This is a genomic window from Pandoraea apista, assembly GCF_001465595.2.
In the GTDB taxonomy this organism is placed as follows: Bacteria; Pseudomonadota; Gammaproteobacteria; order Burkholderiales; family Burkholderiaceae; genus Pandoraea; species Pandoraea apista.
Genome location: NZ_CP013481.2, coordinates 4,173,524 through 4,194,975, shown reverse-complemented (window position 1 = coordinate 4,194,975; position 21,452 = coordinate 4,173,524). Strand labels below are relative to the sequence as shown.

At 63.6% G+C, this 21,452-nt stretch carries 21 protein-coding genes, 1 other RNA gene and 1 riboswitch; of the genes, 13 read left to right on the top strand and 9 right to left on the bottom strand.

Going from position 1 to position 21,452, the window contains the following annotated elements; genetic code table 11:
- Positions 1 to 99: 99 nt before the first annotated feature.
- Complete coding sequence (mltB, locus tag AT395_RS18875; protein ID WP_224787498.1) at positions 100 to 1,329, bottom strand: lytic murein transglycosylase B; 1,230 nt, start codon at positions 1,327 to 1,329, stop codon at positions 100 to 102.
- Between the two features lie 451 nt (positions 1,330 to 1,780).
- Here mltB and AT395_RS18870 point away from each other — a divergent pair, with 451 nt between their 5' ends.
- A complete protein-coding gene (locus AT395_RS18870; RefSeq protein WP_042115065.1) occupies positions 1,781 to 2,704 on the top strand; it encodes a histone deacetylase family protein in 924 nt (307 codons plus the stop codon).
- A 62-nt stretch (positions 2,705 to 2,766) separates the two neighbouring features.
- The gene (locus AT395_RS18865) at positions 2,767 to 3,591 is read left to right on the top strand and encodes an enoyl-CoA hydratase (RefSeq protein ID WP_048628995.1); all 825 of its coding nucleotides are present in this window, start codon (positions 2,767 to 2,769) and stop codon (positions 3,589 to 3,591) included.
- Positions 3,592 to 3,668: 77 nt separating this feature from the next.
- On the opposite strand, the gene AT395_RS18860 is transcribed toward AT395_RS18865, so the two are convergent.
- Together AT395_RS18860 and AT395_RS18855 are read right to left on the bottom strand one after the other, a co-directional pair.
- On the bottom strand, positions 3,669 to 4,442 hold the full coding sequence (locus AT395_RS18860; RefSeq protein WP_042115068.1) for a ferredoxin--NADP reductase: 774 nt from the start codon (positions 4,440 to 4,442) through the stop codon (positions 3,669 to 3,671).
- Positions 4,443 to 4,567: 125 nt separating this feature from the next.
- Complete coding sequence (locus tag AT395_RS18855) at positions 4,568 to 5,482, bottom strand: alpha/beta hydrolase (RefSeq protein WP_072632877.1); 915 nt, start codon at positions 5,480 to 5,482, stop codon at positions 4,568 to 4,570.
- A 379-nt stretch (positions 5,483 to 5,861) separates the two neighbouring features.
- On the opposite strand from AT395_RS18855, the gene AT395_RS18850 reads away from it, so the two are divergent.
- The 3 genes from AT395_RS18850 to AT395_RS18840 all read left to right on the top strand — a co-directional run bounded on the left by AT395_RS18850 (position 5,862) and on the right by AT395_RS18840 (position 9,513).
- A complete protein-coding gene (locus AT395_RS18850) occupies positions 5,862 to 6,611 on the top strand; it encodes an electron transfer flavoprotein subunit beta/FixA family protein (RefSeq protein ID WP_042115070.1) in 750 nt (249 codons plus the stop codon).
- 13 nt (positions 6,612 to 6,624) lie between these two features.
- The gene (locus AT395_RS18845; RefSeq protein ID WP_042111970.1) at positions 6,625 to 7,557 is read left to right on the top strand and encodes an electron transfer flavoprotein subunit alpha/FixB family protein; all 933 of its coding nucleotides are present in this window, start codon (positions 6,625 to 6,627) and stop codon (positions 7,555 to 7,557) included.
- A gap of 174 nt (positions 7,558 to 7,731) precedes the next feature.
- Positions 7,732 to 9,513 carry an acyl-CoA dehydrogenase gene (locus tag AT395_RS18840; RefSeq protein WP_042117005.1) on the top strand — a complete coding sequence of 594 codons (1,782 nt, stop codon included), beginning with the start codon at positions 7,732 to 7,734 and terminating at the stop codon, positions 9,511 to 9,513.
- A gap of 166 nt (positions 9,514 to 9,679) precedes the next feature.
- Here the strand turns inward: AT395_RS18840 and ssrS are convergent.
- The 3 genes from ssrS to AT395_RS18825 all read right to left on the bottom strand — a co-directional run bounded on the left by ssrS (position 9,680) and on the right by AT395_RS18825 (position 10,516).
- Positions 9,680 to 9,861, bottom strand: a non-coding RNA gene (gene ssrS / locus AT395_RS18835) — 6S RNA.
- Between the two features lie 35 nt (positions 9,862 to 9,896).
- Positions 9,897 to 10,208: a cell division protein ZapA gene (locus tag AT395_RS18830; RefSeq protein WP_042117003.1), complete on the bottom strand. Its 312-nt coding sequence runs from the start codon at positions 10,206 to 10,208 to the stop codon at positions 9,897 to 9,899.
- The gene (locus tag AT395_RS18825; RefSeq protein ID WP_042117001.1) at positions 10,205 to 10,516 is read right to left on the bottom strand and encodes a hypothetical protein; all 312 of its coding nucleotides are present in this window, start codon (positions 10,514 to 10,516) and stop codon (positions 10,205 to 10,207) included. The genes AT395_RS18830 and AT395_RS18825 overlap by 4 nt, the downstream gene beginning before the upstream one ends.
- A gap of 89 nt (positions 10,517 to 10,605) precedes the next feature.
- Positions 10,606 to 10,857, top strand: a riboswitch (cobalamin riboswitch).
- Positions 10,858 to 11,011: 154 nt separating this feature from the next.
- Here AT395_RS18825 and AT395_RS18820 point away from each other — a divergent pair.
- The 7 genes from AT395_RS18820 (at position 11,012) to AT395_RS18790 (ending at position 18,194) form a co-directional block, all read left to right on the top strand.
- Positions 11,012 to 13,009, top strand: a complete 1,998-nt coding sequence (locus tag AT395_RS18820) for a TonB-dependent receptor plug domain-containing protein (RefSeq protein ID WP_048629992.1) — start codon at positions 11,012 to 11,014, stop codon at positions 13,007 to 13,009.
- A 36-nt stretch (positions 13,010 to 13,045) separates the two neighbouring features.
- The gene (locus AT395_RS18815; protein ID WP_042117000.1) at positions 13,046 to 14,041 is read left to right on the top strand and encodes a FecCD family ABC transporter permease; all 996 of its coding nucleotides are present in this window, start codon (positions 13,046 to 13,048) and stop codon (positions 14,039 to 14,041) included.
- Positions 14,038 to 14,862, top strand: a complete 825-nt coding sequence (locus AT395_RS18810) for an ABC transporter ATP-binding protein (protein ID WP_048629991.1) — start codon at positions 14,038 to 14,040, stop codon at positions 14,860 to 14,862. Before AT395_RS18815 ends, AT395_RS18810 begins: the two co-directional genes overlap by 4 nt.
- Before the next feature lie 113 nt (positions 14,863 to 14,975).
- Positions 14,976 to 15,626, top strand: a complete 651-nt coding sequence (cobO, locus tag AT395_RS18805; protein WP_042118940.1) for a cob(I)yrinic acid a,c-diamide adenosyltransferase — start codon at positions 14,976 to 14,978, stop codon at positions 15,624 to 15,626.
- 32 nt (positions 15,627 to 15,658) lie between these two features.
- The gene (cobT, locus tag AT395_RS18800; RefSeq protein WP_048629990.1) at positions 15,659 to 16,741 is read left to right on the top strand and encodes a nicotinate-nucleotide--dimethylbenzimidazole phosphoribosyltransferase; all 1,083 of its coding nucleotides are present in this window, start codon (positions 15,659 to 15,661) and stop codon (positions 16,739 to 16,741) included.
- Positions 16,738 to 17,604, top strand: a complete 867-nt coding sequence (locus tag AT395_RS18795) for an adenosylcobinamide-GDP ribazoletransferase (protein ID WP_082117972.1) — start codon at positions 16,738 to 16,740, stop codon at positions 17,602 to 17,604. Before cobT ends, AT395_RS18795 begins: the two co-directional genes overlap by 4 nt.
- Positions 17,595 to 18,194, top strand: a complete 600-nt coding sequence (locus tag AT395_RS18790; RefSeq protein ID WP_042116995.1) for a histidine phosphatase family protein — start codon at positions 17,595 to 17,597, stop codon at positions 18,192 to 18,194. The genes AT395_RS18795 and AT395_RS18790 overlap by 10 nt, the downstream gene beginning before the upstream one ends.
- A 52-nt stretch (positions 18,195 to 18,246) precedes the next feature.
- Here the strand turns inward: AT395_RS18790 and AT395_RS18785 are convergent, their stop codons facing one another.
- On the bottom strand, positions 18,247 to 19,182 hold the full coding sequence (locus tag AT395_RS18785; protein ID WP_048629989.1) for a cobalamin-binding protein: 936 nt from the start codon (positions 19,180 to 19,182) through the stop codon (positions 18,247 to 18,249).
- A 273-nt stretch (positions 19,183 to 19,455) separates the two neighbouring features.
- On the opposite strand from AT395_RS18785, the gene AT395_RS25710 reads away from it, so the two are divergent.
- Positions 19,456 to 19,620 carry a hypothetical protein gene (locus AT395_RS25710; protein ID WP_156219787.1) on the top strand — a complete coding sequence of 55 codons (165 nt, stop codon included), beginning with the start codon at positions 19,456 to 19,458 and terminating at the stop codon, positions 19,618 to 19,620.
- A gap of 242 nt (positions 19,621 to 19,862) precedes the next feature.
- On the opposite strand, the gene AT395_RS18780 is transcribed toward AT395_RS25710, so the two are convergent.
- Together AT395_RS18780 and cobD are read right to left on the bottom strand one after the other, a co-directional pair.
- A complete protein-coding gene (locus AT395_RS18780) occupies positions 19,863 to 20,090 on the bottom strand; it encodes a hypothetical protein (protein ID WP_042116991.1) in 228 nt (75 codons plus the stop codon).
- 245 nt (positions 20,091 to 20,335) lie between these two features.
- A complete protein-coding gene (gene cobD, locus AT395_RS18775) occupies positions 20,336 to 21,439 on the bottom strand; it encodes a threonine-phosphate decarboxylase CobD (RefSeq protein ID WP_082164889.1) in 1,104 nt (367 codons plus the stop codon).
- Positions 21,440 to 21,452: the final 13 nt, after the last annotated feature.

The following is a 21,452-nucleotide window of genomic DNA, read 5'->3' as shown; positions in this document are numbered from 1 at the left end:
CTCACGCGGGATGCATAACGAAAACGGGACCCGAGGGTCCCGTTTTGGTATGGCGCACGACGCCGTGAATCTGGCATCCGACGCACCCGCATGCCGAAATTACGGTGCGCGAGCGGCCTTGATCGCATCGGCGAGATCGTACACCGACATCGCGTAAAAGAAGCTGCGGTTGTAGCGCGTGAGCACGTAGAAGTTGTTCAGGCCCATGCGGTACTGCGTGGCTTGTCCCGGTGTCGGCAGATCGACGATGAGTACCGGCGTGTCGAGCAACGCCCCCACGTCAAGCCGTGGCTCGTTCATCAGCATGCCGGCCTTGATGAAGTCGCCGAGCTTCCAGTGCGGCTCGGGCTGTCCGTCGGCGCCGGCCTCGGCAAGCCCCTGGCTACCACGATCCCCGGCAATGTTCCAGACCACCGGTTGCCCCGCCTGCCAACCATGCAGTCTGAGGAAGTTGGCGACGCTGCCGATGGCGTCGGCCACATCGGTCGTCAGATTGATCTTGCCGTCGCCGCTGAAGTCGACCGCGTAATTGCGGATCGATGACGGCATGAACTGCGGAATGCCGATGGCACCCGCGTAAGAGCCATAAATGCTGAACGGATCGACACCGCGCTCTCGTGCATAAAGCAGCAGGTTTTCCAGTTCATTGCGAAACAGCGCCATGCGCTCCGAGCGATTGCGTGCGGGCGGATAGTCGAACGCGAGCGTGGTGAGTGCGTCGATGGTGCGGAAGTTACCCATGTTGCGCCCGTAGATCGTTTCTACGCCGATGATGGCAACGATGATTTCTTCAGGCACACCGTATTGCTTGGCCGCACGTGAGAGCGTGGCGGCGTTCTGATTCCAGAAGCGCACACCGCCGTTGATGCGCGTGTTGTCGAGAAAATTTCGCTCGTACTTCACCCAGTTCTTCTGACCGGGCGTGGCGGGCGGCGCGGCCAGTCGCGCCGCCGTTTGCGAGAACACAACGCGTGAGAACACGCGCTGCAACTCGGCGCGATCGAAGCCGTCGCGTGCCACGATGTCGTTGATGAACGCGTCGACTTCGGGGTTCGCAGCATAGCGCTGCGGCACGACCTCTTCCTCGAACTCTGTCTGCGCCACTTGCTTCGGACGTGTCTGCGCGTGTGCGCCGGTCGCCATTGTCGCGAAAGCGCCAAGGCAGAGCGCAACGCCGAGCGCGCGCACCGGGCGCGACAGTCGCGACGATCGCGTCGTGCCGGAGGAATTGCGGAAGGTGGCCGGGAAAATACGGCCAGTGTCCGGTCGATGAGTGAGGCGCGAGAGCGCCAGCGGGAGCAAGTCGTACATCCGTACCGGTGATGTCATGCTGTCTGTCAGGCCTGTATGAAGTCCGAATGCGAGGTAGCCGCAAGGGCCGTCGTCGCGTTAGTCGCGTTGACGCTGTCGTAGGTCGGTATCGAATCAATCCGGAAGTCATTCGGAAGCAATTCGGCACGCGATTCAGACTAGAGCGTCAACCATTCATGCCAGTTCCTGCCGTCTCGAATTTCAGGAGAACGGCGCTTACCGGCTGACACGGGTCTGCTGTGAGACTGCTTGGCAGTATAACCGAGTGCACCTGTGATACCTTAAGGCCTGTGCACTGTCGATGACAGTGTTCAGGGGGATGCCGGCCATCGGCACGCGTGTGCCAATGCGATGCGGCACCGTGAGCCAGGCACCACGCCCGGCCGCTACCGGAAGTGGAGACCACGGCGCGGCGGGCATCCCCCGCCCGTCCCAATATAACGATTCGAAGCGATAGGCGACACAACGAATGGCTACCGGGTTTTATACGCACCCCGATTGCATCCTTCATGAGATGGGAGAGTGGCATCCGGAATGCCCCGAGCGGCTGCGCGCCATCGAGGATCAACTGATCGCCGGACGCATCGACGGTCTGCTCGAGCGCCGCGAAGCGCCGGCGGCAGACGAGGCCAGTCTGCGACGGGTGCACACGCAGGATCACATCGACTTCATTCGCGACAATATTCCCGAGTCGGGCTACTTTCCGATCGACCCGGATACGTTGCTCAACCCGTATTCGTGGCGTGCGGCCACCCGTGCCGCGGGGGCCGCGATTGCTGCTACCGATGCCGTCATTCGCGGCGAACTCGAGAATGCGTTTTGCAGCGTGCGGCCGCCGGGCCATCACGCGACGCCCACGCGCGCCATGGGCTTTTGTCTATTCAATAACGTAGCGATTGCCGCCGCCCATGCGATGGAAGTGCACGGGCTTTCGCGCGTGGCAATCGTCGATTTCGACGTGCATCACGGCAACGGTACCGAAGCCGCGTTCGCCAATGACGACCGAGTGCTGATGTGCGGTATTTTCCAGCACCCGTTCTACCCGTTCTCCGGGGCGGTCGATCCGGCGCCGAACATGCTCAATATTCCGCTCGCGGCACGCACCTCGGGCATGCAGGCGCGCGAGGCGATCGACTATGGATGGCTGGGGCAGCTCGAAGCTTTCCGCCCCGAAATGATCTTTTTCTCGGCGGGCTTCGATGCGCACCGCGAAGACGATCTCGGCAATCTCGGGCTGACCGAGGCTGACTTCATGTGGATCACCGAGCGTGTCAAGGCGGTGGCGGATCGACACGCCAAGGGGCGCATCGTGAGCTGCCTCGAAGGCGGCTACAACCTCTCGGCGCTTGGGCGCAGCGTCGTGGCGCATCTGAAGGTGCTTGCCGACGTTTGACTTTTGACGTTTGGCCGGCGCTACACGCGATGCCGCGCACAGACGCGGCGCAGGAGACGAACATGACGGCATCCGAATCCATCGCCGCAACGACTGAACCACTGGTCCTCGTCTCGCGTGGCGCGGGCGAGCTTGCCGGCGTGGTCACGCTCACACTGAATCGTCCGCGTCATTTCAATGCGCTCTCCGAAGCGATGCTCGACGCGCTGCAACATGCGCTCGACGACATTGCCCTCGACGCCTCCGCACGCGTGGTAGTGCTCGGCGCCGCCGGCCCGGCCTTTTGCGCCGGACACGATCTGAAGGAGATGCGCGCCGAGCCTTCGCTCGACTACTACCGCACACTTTTCAATCAATGCACGCGCGTCATGCTGACCATGCAACGCATGCCGCAGCCGGTGGTGGCGCGCGTGCATGGCATTGCCACGGCGGCCGGGTGTCAACTGGTCGCCATGTGCGACCTGGCCGTGGCGGCGTCGGCCGCACGCTTTGCCGTCTCGGGCATCAATGTCGGTCTGTTCTGCGCGACACCCGGCGTGGCGCTCTCGCGTAATCTCACGCGCAAGCAGGCGATGGAGATGTTACTCACGGGCGAGTTCATCGATGCAGAGACGGCTCGCGAGCGCGGTCTCGTCAACCGGGTGGTGGCGACGGAGCGGCTGGACTCGGAAGTGGCGGCGCTCTGCCGGGCGATTCTCGCAAAGCCGGCAGCAGCGGTGGCCGCTGGCAAGGGGCTGTTCTACCGGCAGGCCGAGACGGGTATCGAAGCCGCGTATCAAATGGCCGGGCAGACAATGGCGTGCAACATGATGGACGAATGCGCACTCGAAGGTGTGCAGGCGTTTATCGAAAAACGCGCGCCCGACTGGGCGGAGCCGTCCGGCTGAGCGCAGGCGGCGTTGACGCCATGCCCGGAATTTCGAACGTGGCGCGCGCTTATCGCTATTACAGCCATCACCCACTACTACCACTGCTTTTCAAGCACCAGCGGCCCCGGCGCGGCGGTGCGGCTGACGGCGTAGCCGTTATTGGTGAACCATGCGCGCAACTCCTTGACCATATCGGGGTTGCCACACACCATGATGCGCGATGTCGCCGGGTCGAGCGTCGCGCCCATCGCCTTCTCCAATTCCCCCGATGCCAGTAACGACGTGATACGCCCGTACAGCGCCCCCGGTGTTTGCTCGCGTGTCACGCTCACCGCGAAGTGGAGCTTTTCGACCAGCGACGGATCGACATCGGGGTGGGAGAAGTGCCGCAACGCTTCGTAGTAGGCGAGGTCACGCTCCCATCGCACGCTATGTACGACGAAGATACGTTTGAAGCGCTGCCAGACGGCTGGGTCGCGCAGGATCGACACGAACGGTGCGAGGCCGGTGCCAGTGGCGAGCAACCACAAATCTTCACCGCCGGTGAATCGGTCGAGCGTGAGAAAGCCGTAGGCTGTGTGATCGACAAACAGCTCGTCGCCGACCTTCAGTTTCGAAAGCCGGGGCGTTAATTGGCCTTCGGGAATCGTAATTGCATAGAACTCCAATGTATCTTCTGCGGGCGAACTCACGAGGGAGAACGCTCGCCAGATCAGTTTCCCGTCGTCGCCGGGCAGTCCCAGCCGCACGAACTGGCCTGCTGTGAATTGCAGGCCGGCCGGGCGTGTGGTCTTGATGCTGAAGATCGTCGGCGTCCAGAAATGCATGCCGGTGACCGTTTGCGGCGAGTATTTCGTCTGCGCTTGCATGCGGGAGCCTCCTCGCAATTCACACAGATTCAGTGTAACGCGCAGCGAAATGTTGTGTGGCGAGCCCCTGCTCGCGTGCAGGGTTCCGCAGATTTGTCGTATCGACGGTTGCGAGGCTCACACGGTCAGACGTGCCCGTGCGCCCCCATTGCCGGCTGGGGCGGTTGTGCCGCCGGTGCCCCCAGTGTGTCGGGCAAGTGCTGCAAGAGCCACGTCGTCAGTTCGCCGATGACCTTCTCGCGGTCGAGGTCATTGAGTGTTTCATGAAAGTGTCCGTGATAGAGACGGAGCGTCTTGTCTTGCGAGGCGGCGTTACCGTGAAACTGTTCGCTCGCCCAGGGCGCGGTGAGTTTGTCGGCGGTGCCATGAAAGATGTAGAGCGGCAGGTGCAATGCGTTGGCGTTGGCATGAATCCGCGCCATGGCGTCGAGCAGTTCGGCGGCGGTGCGTGCCGGCGTGCCGCGATAGGCGTTGAGCGGATCTTTCTTCGCCGCGGCGACAACCGTTTCGTCGCGCGCGATCATTGCGGGATCGATCTTGAACACAGGGACCTTGGGCAGCCAGCGTGAGACCCAGCGTCCGGCCGCCACCATCCACGGCGCCACGGGTTCGCCCGGCGCGAGTGCCGGGCTGCTGAGCATCAGTCCGCGCACGTTGGCCGGCGCGCGCGTGATGGTGAACAGCGCCGCAATGGCGCCGCCCATGCTGTGACCGAGCAGGAAGAGCGGCGTCGGGCCGAACGTGGTGCGTACGTGCGTGAGGAAAATTTCCGTATCGTCGAGGTACTCGTCGAAATGGTTGACGAAGACGCGCGCGCCGCCCGAGCGACCGTGCCCGCGCAGATCGTAGGTAACGGTGGCGATGCCGAGGGTGGCGAAATGTTCGGCCAGCCGTGCATAACGTCCGCCGTGCTCGCCCATCCCGTGAACGATGGCGACGACCGCACGCAGGGGGGCGCCGCCGGTATCCGGCTGCCAACGATGAACGTGCAGAGAAAGGCCGTCGCTGGCTTGCAGACGCGATTCCGAATAGGTGGTCATGTCTCCTCCTGGCGCACTGGCCGGGTGGCCGTCGTACGTGCGACGGCGCTGCGATTATCGGTGCGCCATTCGATCATAGGCGCCCGCACGACGGGGTGATTTCTCTAGAGGAAATGCACCACACGGATACTGGCTGTGCGTCACGATTTGCATAAAAATAGCACGATCGTTCGGGGCTGGGTGGGCGCCTGTAAGCGCGTGGAGGCGTACCCGTGCCGGATCCCGACGCCGCTATCGCGAGGATCGCGCATCCGTGGCCATTCGACAGAGCGTTCGAGAATGTTTGCCACAAAATGCCGCAAATATGCAATTAATGCGTCATTTGCCGTGTGGTTATAATGGCAGCGGATTGACGTAAACGTAACTTTGGAGCGAGTTCATGAAGATCCTGGTACCGGTCAAACGGGTAGTGGATTACAACGTAAAGGTTCGCGTGAAGAGCGACGGCAGCGGCGTCGATATCGCGAACGTGAAGATGTCGATGAATCCGTTCGACGAAATCGCGGTGGAAGAGGCGGTGCGCCTGAAGGAAGCGGGCGTGGCGACGGAGGTGATCGCGGTGTCGGCGGGCGTGACGCAGTCGCAGGAGACGCTGCGCACGGCGCTGGCCATCGGCGCGGATCGGGCGATCCTGATCGAGTCGGACGAAGAACTACAGCCGCTGGCGGTGGCCAAGCTGCTCAAGGCGATCGTGGACAAGGAGCAGCCGCAACTGGTGATCCTGGGCAAGCAGGCGATCGACGACGATTCCAATCAAACCGGTCAGATGCTCGCGGCGCTGGCGAAGCTGCCGCAGGCGACGTTCGCCTCGAAGGTGACGGTGGCGGACAACCGGGCTCAGGTCACGCGCGAAGTGGACGGAGGGCTGGAGACCGTGTCGCTGTCGCTGCCGGCGGTGATCACGACGGACCTGCGCCTGAACGAGCCGCGTTACGTGACGCTGCCCAACATCATGAAGGCGAAGAAGAAGCCGCTGGAGACCGTCAAGCCGGCGGATCTTGGGGTGGATGTGGCGCCGCGCCTGAAGACGCTGAAGGTGGCCGAGCCGCCCAAGCGCAGTGCGGGGGTGAAGGTGGCGGACGTGGCAGCGCTCGTCGAGAAACTGAAGACTGAAGCCAAGGTCATCTAAGGGAGACGACGAGATGAGCATTTTGGTAATCGCAGAACACGACAACCAATCGATCAAGGCGGCGACGCTCAACACGGTGACGGCAGCGCTGCAATGCGGCGAGGACGTGCATGTGCTGGTGGCGGGCAGCAACGCGAAGGCGGCGGCCGATGCGGCAGCGCAGATCGCAGGCGTGAAGACGGTGTTGCTGGCCGACGCGCCGTACTTCGCCGATGGCTTGGCGGAGAACATCGCCGATGAGGTGGTGTCGATCGCGGGCAACTATTCGCACATTCTGGCCCCGGCGACGGCGTACGGTAAGAACATCGCGCCGCGTGTGGCAGCGCTGCTGGACGTGGCGCAGATCTCGGACATCACGAAGGTGGACAGCGCGGACACGTTCGAGCGTCCGATCTACGCGGGCAACGCGATTGCGACGGTGCAAAGCGCGGACAAGGTGAAGGTGATCACAGTGCGCTCGACGGGTTTCGACCCGGCAGCGGCCACGGGAGGTAGCGCGGCGGTGGAAGCGGTGTCGGCGACGCCGGACGCGGGGTTGTCGCAGTTCGTGGGCCGTGAGGTGACGAAGCTGGACCGTCCGGAGCTCACGAGCGCGAAGATCATCGTCTCGGGCGGCCGGGGTCTGGGCAGCGGCGAGAATTACACGAAGGTGCTCGAGCCGTTGGCGGACAAGCTGGGTGCGGCGCTGGGCGCCTCGCGTGCGGCGGTCGACGCGGGGTATGTGCCGAACGACTATCAGGTGGGTCAGACGGGCAAGATCGTGGCGCCGCAGTTGTACATCGCGGTGGGCATCTCGGGTGCGATTCAGCACTTGGCGGGGATGAAGGATTCGAAGGTGATCGTGGCGATCAACAAGGATCCGGAGGCGCCGATTTTCTCGGTGGCGGATTACGGCCTGGTGGGCGATCTGTTCACGGTGGTGCCGGAGCTCACGGGCGCGCTGTAAGCGTGTCGTGAGGTGAGGTTGCGGGAGCGCAGGCAAGTGCCTCCCGCAGCCGATCCGCATGAGGAGGCTGGCCGGCAACGGTCGGGTGTCTTCATGCGAATCGGTCAGACAAAATAACAAGAATCCGGCATTTGCCACCATCAGCAGGCATTTGGAATCCCTTGGAGGAACGACATGAGTTATCAGGCCCCGATCAAGGACATGCAGTTCGTGATGAACGAACTGGCGGACCTGACGAGCATCGCGGCGCTACCGGGTTATGAGGACGCCTCGCCCGAACTTGCACAGGCCGTGCTCGAGGAAGCCGCACGTTTCAATCAGGAAGTGCTGGCGCCGCTGAACGTCATCGGCGATCAGCAGCCGAGCACGTGGAAGGACGGTGTCGTCACCACGACGCCGGGGTTCAAGGACGCCTTCCGCAAGTTCTCTGAGGCGGGATGGCAGGGGGTTCTGCACCCGCAGGAGTTTGGCGGACAGGGGCTGCCCAAGCTCGTTGCCACACCTTGCACGGAGATGCTCAACGCCGCGAACCTGTCGTTCGCCTTGTGTCCTTTGCTGACCGACGGTGCGGTTGAAGCGCTGCTTACCGCAGGCACCGACGCACAACGCGCGCTCTACGTCCCGAAGCTGCTCTCGGGCGAATGGACCGGCACGATGAATCTGACCGAGCCGCAAGCCGGGTCCGATCTCGCGCTGGTTCGCACGCGTGCGGAACGCGAAGCGGATGGCACTTACCGCATCTTCGGCACGAAGATTTTCATCACGTTCGGCGAGCACGACATGGCGAGCAACATCGTGCATCTCGTGTTGGCCCGTACCCCCGATGCGCCGCCGGGCGTGAAGGGTATTTCGCTGTTTATCGTGCCGAAGTTCGACGTCGATGCCGAGGGCAATCTGGGCGCCCGCAACGATGTGCATTGCGTGTCCATCGAGCACAAGCTCGGTATCAAGGCGAGCCCTACGGCGGTGCTGCAATTCGGCGATAACGGCGGAGCGAAGGGCTACCTCGTCGGCGAAGAGAATCGCGGCCTCGAATACATGTTCATCATGATGAACGCGGCGCGTTTCGCCGTGGGCATGCAGGGGGTCGCCATTGCCGACCGTGCTTACCAGCATGCCGTGGCCTATGCACGCGATCGTCTGCAAAGCCGCCCGGTGGATGGTTCGTCGCGCGACGCCGTGTCGATCATCCATCACCCCGACGTCAAGCGCATGCTCATGACGATGCGCGCACTGACCGAAGGCGCGCGGGCACTCGCGTATGTGGCGGCGGCACAGGCGGATATCGGACACCATGCGGCGGATGCCGCCGAGCGCAAGCGCGCGCAGGCCGTCTACGAATTCCTCGTGCCGATCGTGAAGGGCTGGAGCACCGAAATGTCGCTTGAGGTCACGAGCCTCGGCGTGCAAGTGCATGGCGGCATGGGCTTTATCGAAGAAACGGGGGCGGCACAGTACTATCGCGACGCTCGTATTCTCCCGATCTACGAAGGCACGACCGCGATTCAGGCGAACGACCTGATTGGCCGCAAGACCTTGCGCGATGGGGGTGCCGTGGCGCGCGCGCTATGCGAGCAGATCGTCTCTACGGAGAACGAACTGCGGGCATCGGGCGGTGTGGGGCAGTCAGTGGCGGAACGTCTGGCAAAGGGACGTGAGGCGCTGTCGATCGTGGTGGACTACGTGATTGCGAACACGCAGGACAATGCGAACGCCGTGTTTGCCGGCAGCGTACCGTACCTGAAGCTTGCCGGTATCGTACTCGGTGGCTGGCAGATGGGGCGCGCGTTGCTGGCGGCGCAGACATTGCGCGCGCAGGACCCGTCGTTCTACGACGCCAAGATCGGCACCGCGCGTTTCTTCGCGGATCACATTCTCACGCAAGCTCCGGGCCTCGCGCAGGCGATTACGGAGGGCGCGGATTCGGCGCTGTCGCTCACGGAAGCGCAGTTCTGAGCGGGGGGGCTTGTCATCACGCTGTCGAGACCGACGGCGTGATGCGATGTAACGTAAGTTGAAAAAAGGCGGCCTGCGGGCCGCCTTTTCTTATGCGAGAGACGTTCGTGCCGACGCGCGATGCGCAGACGAAAAAAAACGGCACTGCTTGCGCAGTGCCGTGTATTGGGTCCCCGCCTCAGCCGCTAAGCCGGCATCCTGAACCGTGAGGCTCAAGGTGGTCGCGGTTAGTAGCGCTTTGGGTTCATCAGACAGAGTGACGCTCACGCCAGCACTACAAACTTCCGCAACCTGCAACAGATCATTGGTTCAAGGAATCTATGACTTTCGCGAACCAGGCAGGGAAAACTAACTTTTTGAATCGGACGGCACTGAGTGATTTTTCAGTTTTGATACTGATCGATCACAGCGCTTAATCGTTCGTTCATGCGTTGCATTCTACTCTGAATTTCTTCGGCGGGGAATGCTTGTCCGGCAGCAATACTTTTTTCAAGTGCAAGCAATTCGGATGCCAGACTCAACGCTGCCATGACGGCAATGCGGTCGGTGCCGCGCACGCTGCTCTGGGCGCGAACCTTGCTCATTTCTGCATCGACCCGAGACACGGCGGACAGCAGGTCAGCCTCATGCTCCGGCGGGCAGGCGAGCCGGTACGACTGTTCGAGAATGTTGACTTCGAGCTGCTTGATCGTCATGCGTTTTCTCCACCGGGGGTGCCGAGCAGATCCATCTGACCCTCAGCGGGGTTTTGCGTAGGGAGCTTTTCCAGGATGGCGTTCAGGCGAACCTGGGCCTCGTCGATCTTGGCCGCAAGCTGATCGCGCTGCAAACGCAGGGCGTCGCGCTCGGCGCGTAATTGCTCGTTCGCCACGCGGGTTTCGTCGCATTCGGCGCGCGCGCGATCGAGTTCGGCGAGCAAGGCTTGATTGTGTTGATGAAAACGTTGGCTTATCACAACCAACTGTTCAATTTTGTCGGTGAGATTGTCGAGATCGGTGAGCATCGGGCTGCGTCCTCATAATTGCCCTACATTCTAACGGAATCGGCGGCCAATGCCCGGCGATCGAGCATTGACGCTCTTTCGAATGGCCCCTACACTTGCGGCACTTCGGTGCTCGCGCACGCCCCTCCGGCATGCGCAGTTAAACGGGAAACAGGGAGCCGCGTCCCCACACGGGCTGGCCAACCTGTGCTGCCCCCGCAACGGTAAGTCATTCTTTCGGCCCGAAAGGTTTCCGAAAACGCGCTTCGCCTTTATCGCCACTGTGAGTTACCCGCTCGCGGGAAGGCCGGTCAGGCGCGACGATGACCAGCCCGGATACCGGCCCAAGTGAGTGGGGAAAAGCCATGCTGCCCGGCCATGCCGTGGGTGGCATGTCGTCGTTTTCATGTGTCGATGCTTCGCATCCTTGACCTGTCACCGGCGTTCCCCTTGCGCCAGCGGCCTGCGGGGGAACGGGTCTAGGCAATAAGAAAACTACGGAAGTTACACCAGATCATGCGCACCCACGTTCGTGCGATGGCGCTGCACGCGCCTGCATTTGCACGCCTAGCCTCGGCGTCCGCCGCCCTTGTTCCCGCGCCGCACCGTTTCGCCATCGCCGCCGCCATGCTGTGCGCCAGCGTGGGTGTTCATGCACAGTCGGCTCAAACGGATTCGTCGACCCAGCCGGTCCAGCAGGCCGATGCCTCGGTCGCCGTTGCCGCCAACACAGCCGACAATCCCACGGCCGCTCAGCTCAAGACGACCGTCGTGACAGCCTCGCGCACCGAGCAGAAGCTGGCCGACACGCTGGCCGCCACGTCGGTGATTACGCGTGAGGACATCGAACGCAGCCAGGCACAGGACCTGCCGACGCTGCTGCGCGGTCAGGCGGGGGTAGAAATCGTGCAGAACGGCGGCTTCGGTACGTCGGCCAGCATCTTCATGCGCGGTGCCGCGTCGAACGCCTCGCTCGTGCTCATCGACGGGGTGCCGGTCAACTCGGCGACCTCGGGGACGACCAACATCGCGCAGATTCCGGTGTCGCAAATCGATCACATCGAAATCGTGCGCGGTAACGTCTCGGCCCTGTACGGCTCGCAAGCTGTGGGCGGCGTGATTCAGATCTTCACGCGCAAGGGCGATGGCGGCCCGCCCCGCGCTTACGCCGAAGTGGGTTACGGCACGAACAACACCACGCAGGCCAACGCCGGTATCGCAGGTTCGTTCGAAGACGGCAAGACCCGTTTCTCGCTGGATGTTTCGCGCTTTCACACCAACGGCATTTCCGCACAAGACCCGCGCTTCGCGCCGAAGGTCAACCCGAACCGCAACGGCGACGACAACACGAGCGTGACCGCGTCGCTTTCGCGCAAGTTCGGCGACACATGGGAAGCGGGCGTGCGTCTGTTCCAGAGCGACGGCAGCAGCAGTTACGACAATGCCTTCGGCAAGCCGACCGATCTGAACGACACCGACGCTCGCGTGCGTCAGATTTCGGGCTACATGAAGGGCAACATCACGGACAAGTGGAGCACGCGCTTCACTGTCACGCAGGGCGACGATTACAGCTACAACTATCTGAACGGCAAGGGCAACGGCAACTTTCATACGTCGAGCAATCAGATCGACTGGGCCAACGAATACGCCTTCATGCCGGACCAGAAGCTGATCGCCGGCTACACGCGTCTGGAGCAGACCGTCGAGAGCAACACCAACTACGGCCGCAATAACCGCCATCTCGATTCCCCGTACCTGGGCTACGAAGGCACGTTCGGCAAGCATCAGGTGCAGGCCAATGTACGCCGCGACGTCTACTCCGACTTCGGCGGGGCAAACAGCTACTGGCTGGGCTACGGCTACAACCTGACGAATCAGTGGAAGTTCATGGCCAACGCGTCAGACGGCTTCCGTGCACCGACCTTCAACGAGCTGTTCTACCCGGGCTACGGCAATCCGAACCTGCAACCGGAACGTTCGATCTCCAAAGAACTGGCCGTGCAGTTCAATGGCGGCGAGCGTCTGGGTCTGGTCAAGCTGACGGGCTTCCAGACCAACTACACCAACCTGATCCAGTCGCTGACGGTGTTCCCGTACACTGCTGCGAACGTGGCCAAAGCCCGTGTCGAAGGTCTTGAGCTGACCTATGCCGGCCGTCCGTTCTTCGGCGTGGATGTGCGCGCGTCGTTCACGCGTCAGAACCCGACCGATCTGGATGCGGACAAGCAACTCGCACGTCGCGCCAAGCAGTTCGGCTCGATCGGCTTGTCGAAGACATTCGACAAGTTCACCGTCGGCGGCGATGTGTTCTACAGTGGCGAGCGTTACGATACGGGCGGCCAGCACCTCGGCGCTTATACGCTCGTGAACCTGCAGGCACGCTACGATATCGACAAATCCTGGTACGTCTCGGCGCACCTGGACAACGTCTTCAACAAGAACTACCAGACGGTCTATGCCTACAACACCCTCGGGCGCGCGATCTATGTCTCGCTCGGCTGGAAGCAGTTCTAACGACGTCCCGGCAGGGCGCCACGCTCCTCACGCGGCATGACACCGCGTCGCGCTCTCGCCATCTGGGCAGGACTGGCCGGCGTTGCGCTGGTCGTTCTGCTCGCGTCGCTCATGCTGGGCAGCGTGCCAGTCTCGCTCGGTGAGATCGGCTCGCTGCTGCTGGGTCACGATGCCGGTCTCGCGGGCGACGTGGTCTGGCGTCTGCGCCTGCCGCGCGCGCTCGCCGCGTTTGCCTGTGGCGGGCTGCTCGCCGTTGCCGGCACCCTGATGCAGACCCTGTTGCGAAACCCGCTCGCCGATCCTTACGTTCTGGGAATCTCCGGTGGCGCGGGTGTCGCCGCACTGGCGTCGCTGGCGCTCATGCTCCCCTTCTTCTGGGTACAGACGAGCGCCTTCGCGGGCGCTCTCGCCGCCATCGCTATCGTGATGGCGCTCTCGCACCGCAGCTTCCTGCGGCCCGGCGAGCAGGATAGCAGCACCAAACTGCTGCTCACCGGCGTGATGATGGCCGCAGGCTTCGGCGCACTCGCCACCCTTATTCTCACGCTCGCGCCCGACGCCAGCCTGCGCGGCATGCTGTTCTGGCTCACGGGCGATCTGAACGGTGTCGACCGCGCCGCCCTGCCGTTGATCGCGCTAGCGGTAACGCTGCTGATCGTGTGCCCCGTCGCGCACCGCCTGAATGTGCTGTTGCGTGGCGAGGCCGTGGCGCAGGCCGTGGGCGTGGCTGTCGGCCCGCTACGGGCACGCATCTATCTGGCGGCGTCGCTGGCCACCGCGGTTGCCGTGACCACTGCCGGCAGCATCGGCTTCATCGGTCTCGTTGTACCGCACATTCTGCGTCTGCGTTTCGGCAACGATCAGCGCATGTTGTTGCCCGCCGCCGCGCTCGCCGGTGGCGCATTGTTGATGCTCGCCGATCTGGTGGCGCGTACGATCATTGCACCGACGCAATTGCCCGTGGGCGTGATTACCGCGATGATCGGCGTGCCGGTCTTTCTGTGGCTGCTTTCCCGGCGGGCCATCCGATGAATACACCACTGCTGCAAACGCATGCCCTGACATTACGCGCCGGCGAGCGCGTACTCGTCGACTGGCTCGATCTTGCCGTGGCTGCGGGTGAGTGCTGGTGTCTGGCCGGGCCGAATGGGGCCGGCAAGACCACGTTGCTCACCACGCTCGCCGGGCTGCGTCCGGTGCAAGCCACGTCATCGCGCGATGCGGCCATTGCCGGTAGCGGGCGTGTCGAGATCGAAGGCAAGTCGTTGGCTCAGTGGCGTCCCGCGCCGCTCGCCAAGGTGCGTGCGCTCATGCCGCAACAAACGCGCGACGCCTTCGGGGCCACGGCTCTCGAAGTCGTGCTGGCCGGACGCCACCCCTATCTGGCGCAAGGGCGCTGGGGCGCGTGGGAATCGGATGAAGACATTGCCGCCGCCATGGCGGCACTCGCGCAAGTCGGCATGGAGGATTTCGCGGCGCGCGACGTCACCACGCTCTCGGGCGGCGAACGTCAGCGGGTGTCGCTGGCTGCCGTACTGGCGCAGGCCACGCCGCTGTTGCTGCTCGACGAGCCGGTTTCGCATCTCGATCTGCATCATCAGATCGACGCGCTCGAACAACTCGCGCGCCATGCGCAACGCGACGATGCTGCCGTTATCTTCTCGTGCCACGATCTGAATCTCGCACGGCGCTTTGCCACGCACGCGTTGCTGCTCGACGGCCGTGGCGGGTGGCGTGCCGGCCCGGTGGGCGAAGTGCTTTCGGCCGAGTATTGCAGTGATGCTTTCGGTTATCCGTTGCGCCTGATTCGCGATGGCAACGACGAAGCCCTCGTGCCCGTGCGCCGTTTCTGAGCGGCATGTCCGACGCCACGGTCCTTATCAGCCCCGTGGGGATACACAGGCGTACACTCTCATCCGCGTACGGCCATGTTAGGCCGTGCGCCTGCTTTTGACAGGTGATGTTCATGACGCAAGACAAGCCGCAATCCCAACCTGAAAGTGCCACTGCCGGCGACGACGGCCGCAACGAGCGCCACCGCTCGCGCATGGTGCGCAAGAAAGCGGTCATCGACGACAAAATCGCGCAGGCGCAGCGCGACTGCGGCGTGATCGTCATCACGACCGGCAACGGAAAGGGCAAGTCGAGTTCCGGTTTCGGCATGGTGGTGCGCGCGATGGGCCACGGTATGAAGACGGGCGTGGTGCAATTCATCAAGGGCGCGATCCCGACCGGCGAGGAGAAATTCCTGCGGCGCTTTCCCGACGAGTGCGAGTTCCATGTGATGGGCGAAGGCTACACCTGGGAGACGCAAGACCGCACGCGCGACATTGCCAAGGCGGAAGCGGCGTGGGAGCAGGCGCGCCGCATGTTGCGCGATCCGTCGTTCGGCCTTGTGTTGTTCGACGAACTGAATATTGCACTCAAGCTGGGTTATCTCGACGTGAACACCGTGGTCGCCGATTTGCAGGCGCGCCCCGAAATGCAGCATGTCGTGATCACCGGCCGCGGCGCCCCGCAGGCGCTTATCGACGCCGCCAACACCGTGACCGATATGACCCCCGTCAAGCACGCTTTTGCCGAGGGCATTCGCGCGCAGGCCGGCGTGGAAATGTAATCTTTGCTTCACCGTTTCAGGACGTCTCTCGTATGACCGCTTTCAGCCCGTTGCTAACCGAACTGTTCGATATCGCCGCACCTTCTTCAGCGATGGATGCGGCGCTCGAACATGCCATCGACATCAAGACGAAGCCGCCCGGCAGCCTCGGTGCGCTTGAGCGTGTCGCGCATCAGATTGGCCGGATTCAGCAGAGCGCGACACCGGATCTCGCGCGTCCGACGATGCTGATTTTCGCGGGCGATCATGGCGTTGTCGCTGCCGGCGTGAGTCCGTATCCGCAGGCGGTTACCGCGCAGATGGTGCTCAACTTCCTGCGCGGCGGCGCGGCCATCAATGTCTTCTGCCGTACGCATGGCATTGAGCTTGAGGTGGTGAACGCCGGTGTGGCCGCCGATTTTCCGGCGCACGCGTCGCTCGTCGATATTCCGGTGGCGCGCGGCACGCAGAACTTTCTCGACGCGCCGGCCATGACGCGCGAGCAACTCGAAACCGCGCTGGCCGCCGGTGCCGCGCGGGTCGTGGCGCACGCATCGCGTGGCGCACGCATGATCGGTTTCGGCGAGATGGGCATCGGCAACACGTCCTCGGCAGCGTGTCTGATGCAACGCCTGACCGGTCTGCCGCTCGCCGCCTGTGTCGGTCGTGGCACGGGTGTCGACGACGCCGGGCTGGCACGCAAGACGGCCATTCTTGAACGCGCACTCGCGGCGCATCCCGTCTCGGGCGACACGCCCGATCCGCTGGACACACTCGCGACCTTCGGCGGCTTTGAGATCGCCATGATGACCGGCGCGTATCTGGCTGCCGCGAAACTGGGGCTCGTGATCGTGGTGGACGGCTTTATCAGTACCTCGGCGCTGCTCGTGGCTGCACGCGTGTCGCCGGCCGTGCTCGACTACTGTGTCTTCGCGCATGCCTCGGACGAAACCGGTCATCGCGCGATGCTCGACATTCTCGGCGCGACACCCTTGTTGCAATTGGGCTTGCGACTGGGCGAAGGCACCGGCGCAGCACTGGCGATGCCGCTGATTCAGGCTGCCGCCGCCTTCTTGCGCGAGATGGCGACGTTCGAAGGCGCGGGCGTGAGCGACCGGGAGACAAACGGGCAATGACGACGTCGTCCCCCGATCCCTCGCATGAGGCAGCGCCGTCGCGCGATCTGGTGACGCAGGGTCGCCCGGCGCATGCGGGGGCGGCTGCACCGTCGTTCGGGGGCGTCAAGGGACAGTTGCGGCTTTTTCTGACGGCGCTTGGGTTCTTCACGCGCGTGCCGATCCCGCAATGGGTGGGCTATTCGCCCGAACAGTTGAATGCCGCGACGCGTTATTTCCCGCTCGTCGGGGTGTTTGTCGGCGTGCTGGTCGCGTTGCTCACGACGGCAATGGGATTGTTGTGGTCGCCGTCTCTCGCCATCGCCCTCGGATTGGGCGCGAGCGTGCTGCTTACGGGAGCGTTTCACGAGGACGGGCTGGCCGATTCGGTCGATGCGTTCGGTGGCGCCTTCACGCGCGAGCGCGTGCTGGAAATCATGCACGACTCGCGCATCGGCACTTACGGCGCGGTGGCGTTGTGGCTGGCGCTCGCGGTGAAGTGGCAAGCGTTGGTCGACATTCAGGCGGCAGTGGGGTGGGGCGGTTTTGCCGTCGTGCTGATCGGTGCCCACGCGGCGAGTCGCAGCATGGCCATCAGTTTGCTGCGCACGCTCGACTATGTGCGCCCCGAAGGCAAGGCCAAACCCGTTGCTCAGCGACTGAGCATGAACGGATTGATGTTCGGCGTGGCATGCAGTGTGCCGTGGTGGGTGTGGCCCGACTGGCGAGCGGGCGTGACTGGCGCGGTCGTGCTGATCGCGGTGCGCATGGGCTTCATTCGCTATCTGCGCCGGCGTCTCGGTGGCTATACGGGCGATACGCTGGGCTTCGCCCAGCAGGTTGGCGAACTCGCGCTGTATCTCACGGTGTGCGCATGGATCTGATCCTGATGCGGCATCCGCCGCCACACATCGTGTCGGGGTTATGTTACGGGCGCACCGATTTGCCGGTCGATGCGGCGCGCTTCGATGCGGCTGTCGCGGCAATGCAGGCCCGCCTCGTAACGTTGCTGGACGGCCGTACCCCTGTGGCGATCCACAGCAGCCCTCTGCAACGCGCGCGCCGCGCCGCCGAAGCACTGGCGACACCGTTTGGCCTGCGGGTGACGGAAGACGAGCGTCTTGCCGAGATGGACTTCGGCACATGGGAAATGCGGCCGTGGGAAGCGATCGACCGGCAAGCGCTTGACGCTTGGGCGCGCGACGTCACCGGATTTGCGCCGCCCGGCGGCGAGTGCGCGCGAGACATCGTGCGGCGTATGGACGCCTGGGCCCGGGATTTGGGACACACGGCGAGCGCGGCGGATGCCGTGCATGTGGTCGTTGCGCACGCAGGGCCGATTCGTCTGCACACGGCGACTGCGCTGCGAATGCCGACGGCGGCGTGCCTGTCGTGGTCGCTCGATTTCGGGGGACTCTGTCACCTTCATCTCGACGGCGACGGCAACGCGCGCCTGATTCGCTGGAACGCATGAGGTCGCGCAGGCGGTAACGCCCCGGCCTTGCGCGGCTACCCTCGATTTCGTATTACTGCGCAGCCGATGCCCGGCGCGAGCGGGCGATATCGAGGTCTTCGCACATTGTGCGTGCGCCGTCGAGAATGCGCGGGCCGGGCCGGTTGATGAGGTCGCCGTCGATGCCGAACAGGTTGTTGTGCGCCACGGCAGGCAACTGCGGCCACTTGCGCCAACTGTCGAGCGTAGCAAGCGGTTTGTCGGACTTGGTTGCGCCGGGCGTGGCAGTGAACATCGCTTCCGGCCGTTTGGCCAGTACGGCTTCGACGGACACACGCGGCACGAGCGGTGCTTCGTCGGCGAAGATGTTCACCCCGCCGCACAGTCGGATCACGTCGCTGACCATATGCGTGCCGTTCAAGGTCATGAGCGGTTGTGTCCACACCTGATAGAAGACGGATACCGGTGCGCGGGAGGAATATTGCTTGCGCAGCGCTTCGTAGCGTGCCCGGAACGCTTCGGCCGACGCCTGGGCTTTCGCCGGAGTTCCGGTCAGTGTGCCGAGCGTTTCGATGGCCGCAGGCAGATCTGTCAGATGCTTCGGCTCGGAGTAGAACACCGGCAGTTTCAATTGACGCAGCGCCTCGACCTGGCGCTGGGAGTTGCCATGCATCCACACCACGAGCAGATCGGGCTTGAGCGCGAGAATGCGCTCAAGGTCGAGCGCGCTGTTGTCACCGACGCGGGGCAGTTTGCGCGCCGCTTCGGGATAATCGGAGTACGCCACGACACCCACGACCTTGTCGCCTGCGCCTGCCGCGAACAGCAATTCGGTCGCATGCGGCGAAAGGCTTACCACCCGCTGCGCCGGAGCCGCGAGCGTGACGGTGGCGCCGGAATCGTCTTTGACGGTGACGGCGGCGTGGGCGCCGAGCGTGGCGAAGCCGGCGAGCGTCAGTGCGAGCCGGTGACGACGAAGGCGGTGTGAGGCTGTGAGATTGAGCGACATCGAGGCAGCAGGCTTAGGTGTTGGCGGGTTGGGGCTGGCGTTGACCGAACGTCACGATGACCGCTCGCCCACGCAACCGACTCGACATTCTCGGCGTGTTGTCGTGCTGCGGCAAGCGTGAGGGGAAGGGCCGAATGTGCGCCCGCAGCGAACCGATGTCACGCGAGGGCTGTCGAACGAAGCGTGACGTCATAGGTCAGTCTGTGTCGGATCATCGACAGGAAGCCCGCTCGGCCAGTACGCGCGGGCCGCGCACTTAGAGGAGTCGAAGACGTGAAACGAAATATCGGATTGATGAGCGCGTTGGCGCTTGCCCTGGCGACGATGCTCAGCGCTTGCGCCGGCCCCGACGGCGGGTCGGGGGCGAGCGCCGGCAGCGGGACAAGCAAGGTGCAAGCCTACGGCGTGATCGACGGGGGTGTGACGGTGGTGAAATAAGCCTGGCGGGACATTATCGTGTTGTGCCGCCTTGCGTGCGACCGGCGTTCCCCAAAACGACCGCGCCCCCTGACGCCGAAGCGTTCAGGGGGCGCGGTCATTCACGCATGGCAATGCACGATCAACACGGTGTCACCTCGATGTCAGCGCGTTACTGGAGCGTGAAGGCGGCACAGGGTTGAGCAGGACACCTTACGATGGCACGAAGCCCACGGCAGTGTCTGACCAAGCGTTGGACAGCGTTAGTTGGAGGCCGGCGCCGGGGCTGCGGCACCTGCGTCCGACGCCGGAGCGCTCATGGCAGCGCCAGCATCGCTGGCCGGTGCCGTGTTATCTGCCGGCGCCGCTGCCGGTGCCGAAGCCGACATGTCGGAGGCCGGCGCGGCCGATTGGTCTTCCTTCTTCGAACAACCGACCGTCACGACGGTAGCGGCCAGAAGCGTAGCAAGCAACAGAGGCAGTTTTTTCATTTGGTCGTCCTTTTATATATGGAGAAAGCCCTTGCGAAAGAACCTTCAGTCTAGCGGCGCCCTATGGCGATGACTGTGTGCATTTGTTGCAGAAATGCTTCAATTTGTAACGAAAAGGGCGCCAAACGCCCGGTTTTTAATACGGCGTAAGGCATGGCGCCGTGCGGTGCGCGCGGTTCATGTGCCCGATCGAAAGCACCACGGGGAATTTTGATGGCCGTTGTCTTCCGCAGTTCCCGAAAACTCTATCCGGCCCGCAATCCGGCTAGCGCAGATTGCAGCCGCTGCCACGCAAACTCGGTCGGCGGCAGGCCGAGCCGCAAGCTTGGCAACGTTTGTGTCGTCCCGTTTCCGAGCGTGACAGGCCGGTCATCGAAGCGGCGGGTCCAGATCCCTTGAGCCGCCAGTCGTTCATGCCATTGCGGGGCCAGTGGGTGGGGCGTCCAGGCAAACAGGGGCGTGCCGTTCGCCGGCCAGTCGTGTGCGCGCAACAGTCTGAGAAGCCGTTCGCCATCGTGCAACAAACGTTCCCGGGTGGCGGCTTGCCATGCCGTATCGCGCAGGGCGGTTCGGACAGCGAACCTTGCCGGCCCACTCACGGTCCACGCGCCCAGGCGCTCGGCCAGACGCGTTGCCAGCCCTTGCGGACACAACGCGAAGCCCGCACGAATTCCCGCGAGTCCGAAGAATTTGCCCACGGAACGCAAGACGACGAGACCCGTCTCGCCAACATGAGGTGCCATCGATGCCTGCGGCGAAACGTCGGCGAATGCCTCGTCCACGATCAGCATGCCGCCGTGTTCGGCCAGCCGGGCTTGCCATTGCGTTAATGTCTCGCGCGAGACGTGTCGTGTGGTGGGATTGTCCGGATTCACCCAGACGAGATAGTCGACATCGGGCAGACCGGCCTCAGGACCTTGCCACGGCACCAGTGTGTGGCCAGCGTTGGCGAAGGCCGGTGCGTACTCGCTGTAGGTCAGCGAGGCGACGGCAACCCTCCCGGGGCGCAACAACGTCGGCAACGACCGGATGACGGCCTGCGATCCCGCACACGGCACCACGGTGCTGACCGGCACGCCGTAGTACTGCGCAGCAACGTCGCAGAGATCGTCGAAGGCGTCGGGTAAGTCGCGCCAGGCGCTCGCAGGGGGCATCGGCACAGGGTAGCCGTGCGGGTTGACGCCGGTAGACAGGTCGATCCAGTCCTCGCGGGGACGCCGATAGCGAAGGATGGCTTCGCCAAGATTGCCGCCATGACGCGGCGTGGCGGGGCCGGCAGGCACGCTCGATACGCTTGATGGGTTCGGTGTGACCGATGCTGGTGATGGCGAGATGACTGAGGATGACATGGGGAAACGCGAG

Excerpts from the sequence above, each read along its gene's own strand:
- mltB (WP_224787498.1), bottom strand. The coding sequence starts at position 1,329 with ATGACATCACCGGTACGGATGTACGACTTGCTCCCGCTGGCGCTCTCG.
- AT395_RS18870 (WP_042115065.1), top strand. The coding sequence starts at position 1,781 with ATGGCTACCGGGTTTTATACGCACCCCGATTGCATCCTTCATGAGATG.
- AT395_RS18865 (WP_048628995.1), top strand. The coding sequence starts at position 2,767 with ATGACGGCATCCGAATCCATCGCCGCAACGACTGAACCACTGGTCCTC.
- AT395_RS18860 (WP_042115068.1), bottom strand. The coding sequence starts at position 4,442 with ATGCAAGCGCAGACGAAATACTCGCCGCAAACGGTCACCGGCATGCAT.
- AT395_RS18855 (WP_072632877.1), bottom strand. The coding sequence starts at position 5,482 with ATGACCACCTATTCGGAATCGCGTCTGCAAGCCAGCGACGGCCTTTCT.
- AT395_RS18850 (WP_042115070.1), top strand. The coding sequence starts at position 5,862 with ATGAAGATCCTGGTACCGGTCAAACGGGTAGTGGATTACAACGTAAAG.
- AT395_RS18845 (WP_042111970.1), top strand. The coding sequence starts at position 6,625 with ATGAGCATTTTGGTAATCGCAGAACACGACAACCAATCGATCAAGGCG.
- AT395_RS18840 (WP_042117005.1), top strand. The coding sequence starts at position 7,732 with ATGAGTTATCAGGCCCCGATCAAGGACATGCAGTTCGTGATGAACGAA.
- AT395_RS18830 (WP_042117003.1), bottom strand. The coding sequence starts at position 10,208 with ATGACGATCAAGCAGCTCGAAGTCAACATTCTCGAACAGTCGTACCGG.
- AT395_RS18825 (WP_042117001.1), bottom strand. The coding sequence starts at position 10,516 with ATGCTCACCGATCTCGACAATCTCACCGACAAAATTGAACAGTTGGTT.
- AT395_RS18820 (WP_048629992.1), top strand. The coding sequence starts at position 11,012 with ATGCGCACCCACGTTCGTGCGATGGCGCTGCACGCGCCTGCATTTGCA.
- AT395_RS18815 (WP_042117000.1), top strand. The coding sequence starts at position 13,046 with ATGACACCGCGTCGCGCTCTCGCCATCTGGGCAGGACTGGCCGGCGTT.
- AT395_RS18810 (WP_048629991.1), top strand. The coding sequence starts at position 14,038 with ATGAATACACCACTGCTGCAAACGCATGCCCTGACATTACGCGCCGGC.
- cobO (WP_042118940.1), top strand. The coding sequence starts at position 14,976 with ATGACGCAAGACAAGCCGCAATCCCAACCTGAAAGTGCCACTGCCGGC.
- cobT (WP_048629990.1), top strand. The coding sequence starts at position 15,659 with ATGACCGCTTTCAGCCCGTTGCTAACCGAACTGTTCGATATCGCCGCA.
- AT395_RS18795 (WP_082117972.1), top strand. The coding sequence starts at position 16,738 with ATGACGACGTCGTCCCCCGATCCCTCGCATGAGGCAGCGCCGTCGCGC.
- AT395_RS18790 (WP_042116995.1), top strand. The coding sequence starts at position 17,595 with ATGGATCTGATCCTGATGCGGCATCCGCCGCCACACATCGTGTCGGGG.
- AT395_RS18785 (WP_048629989.1), bottom strand. The coding sequence starts at position 19,182 with ATGTCGCTCAATCTCACAGCCTCACACCGCCTTCGTCGTCACCGGCTC.
- AT395_RS18780 (WP_042116991.1), bottom strand. The coding sequence starts at position 20,090 with ATGAAAAAACTGCCTCTGTTGCTTGCTACGCTTCTGGCCGCTACCGTC.
- cobD (WP_082164889.1), bottom strand. The coding sequence starts at position 21,439 with ATGTCATCCTCAGTCATCTCGCCATCACCAGCATCGGTCACACCGAAC.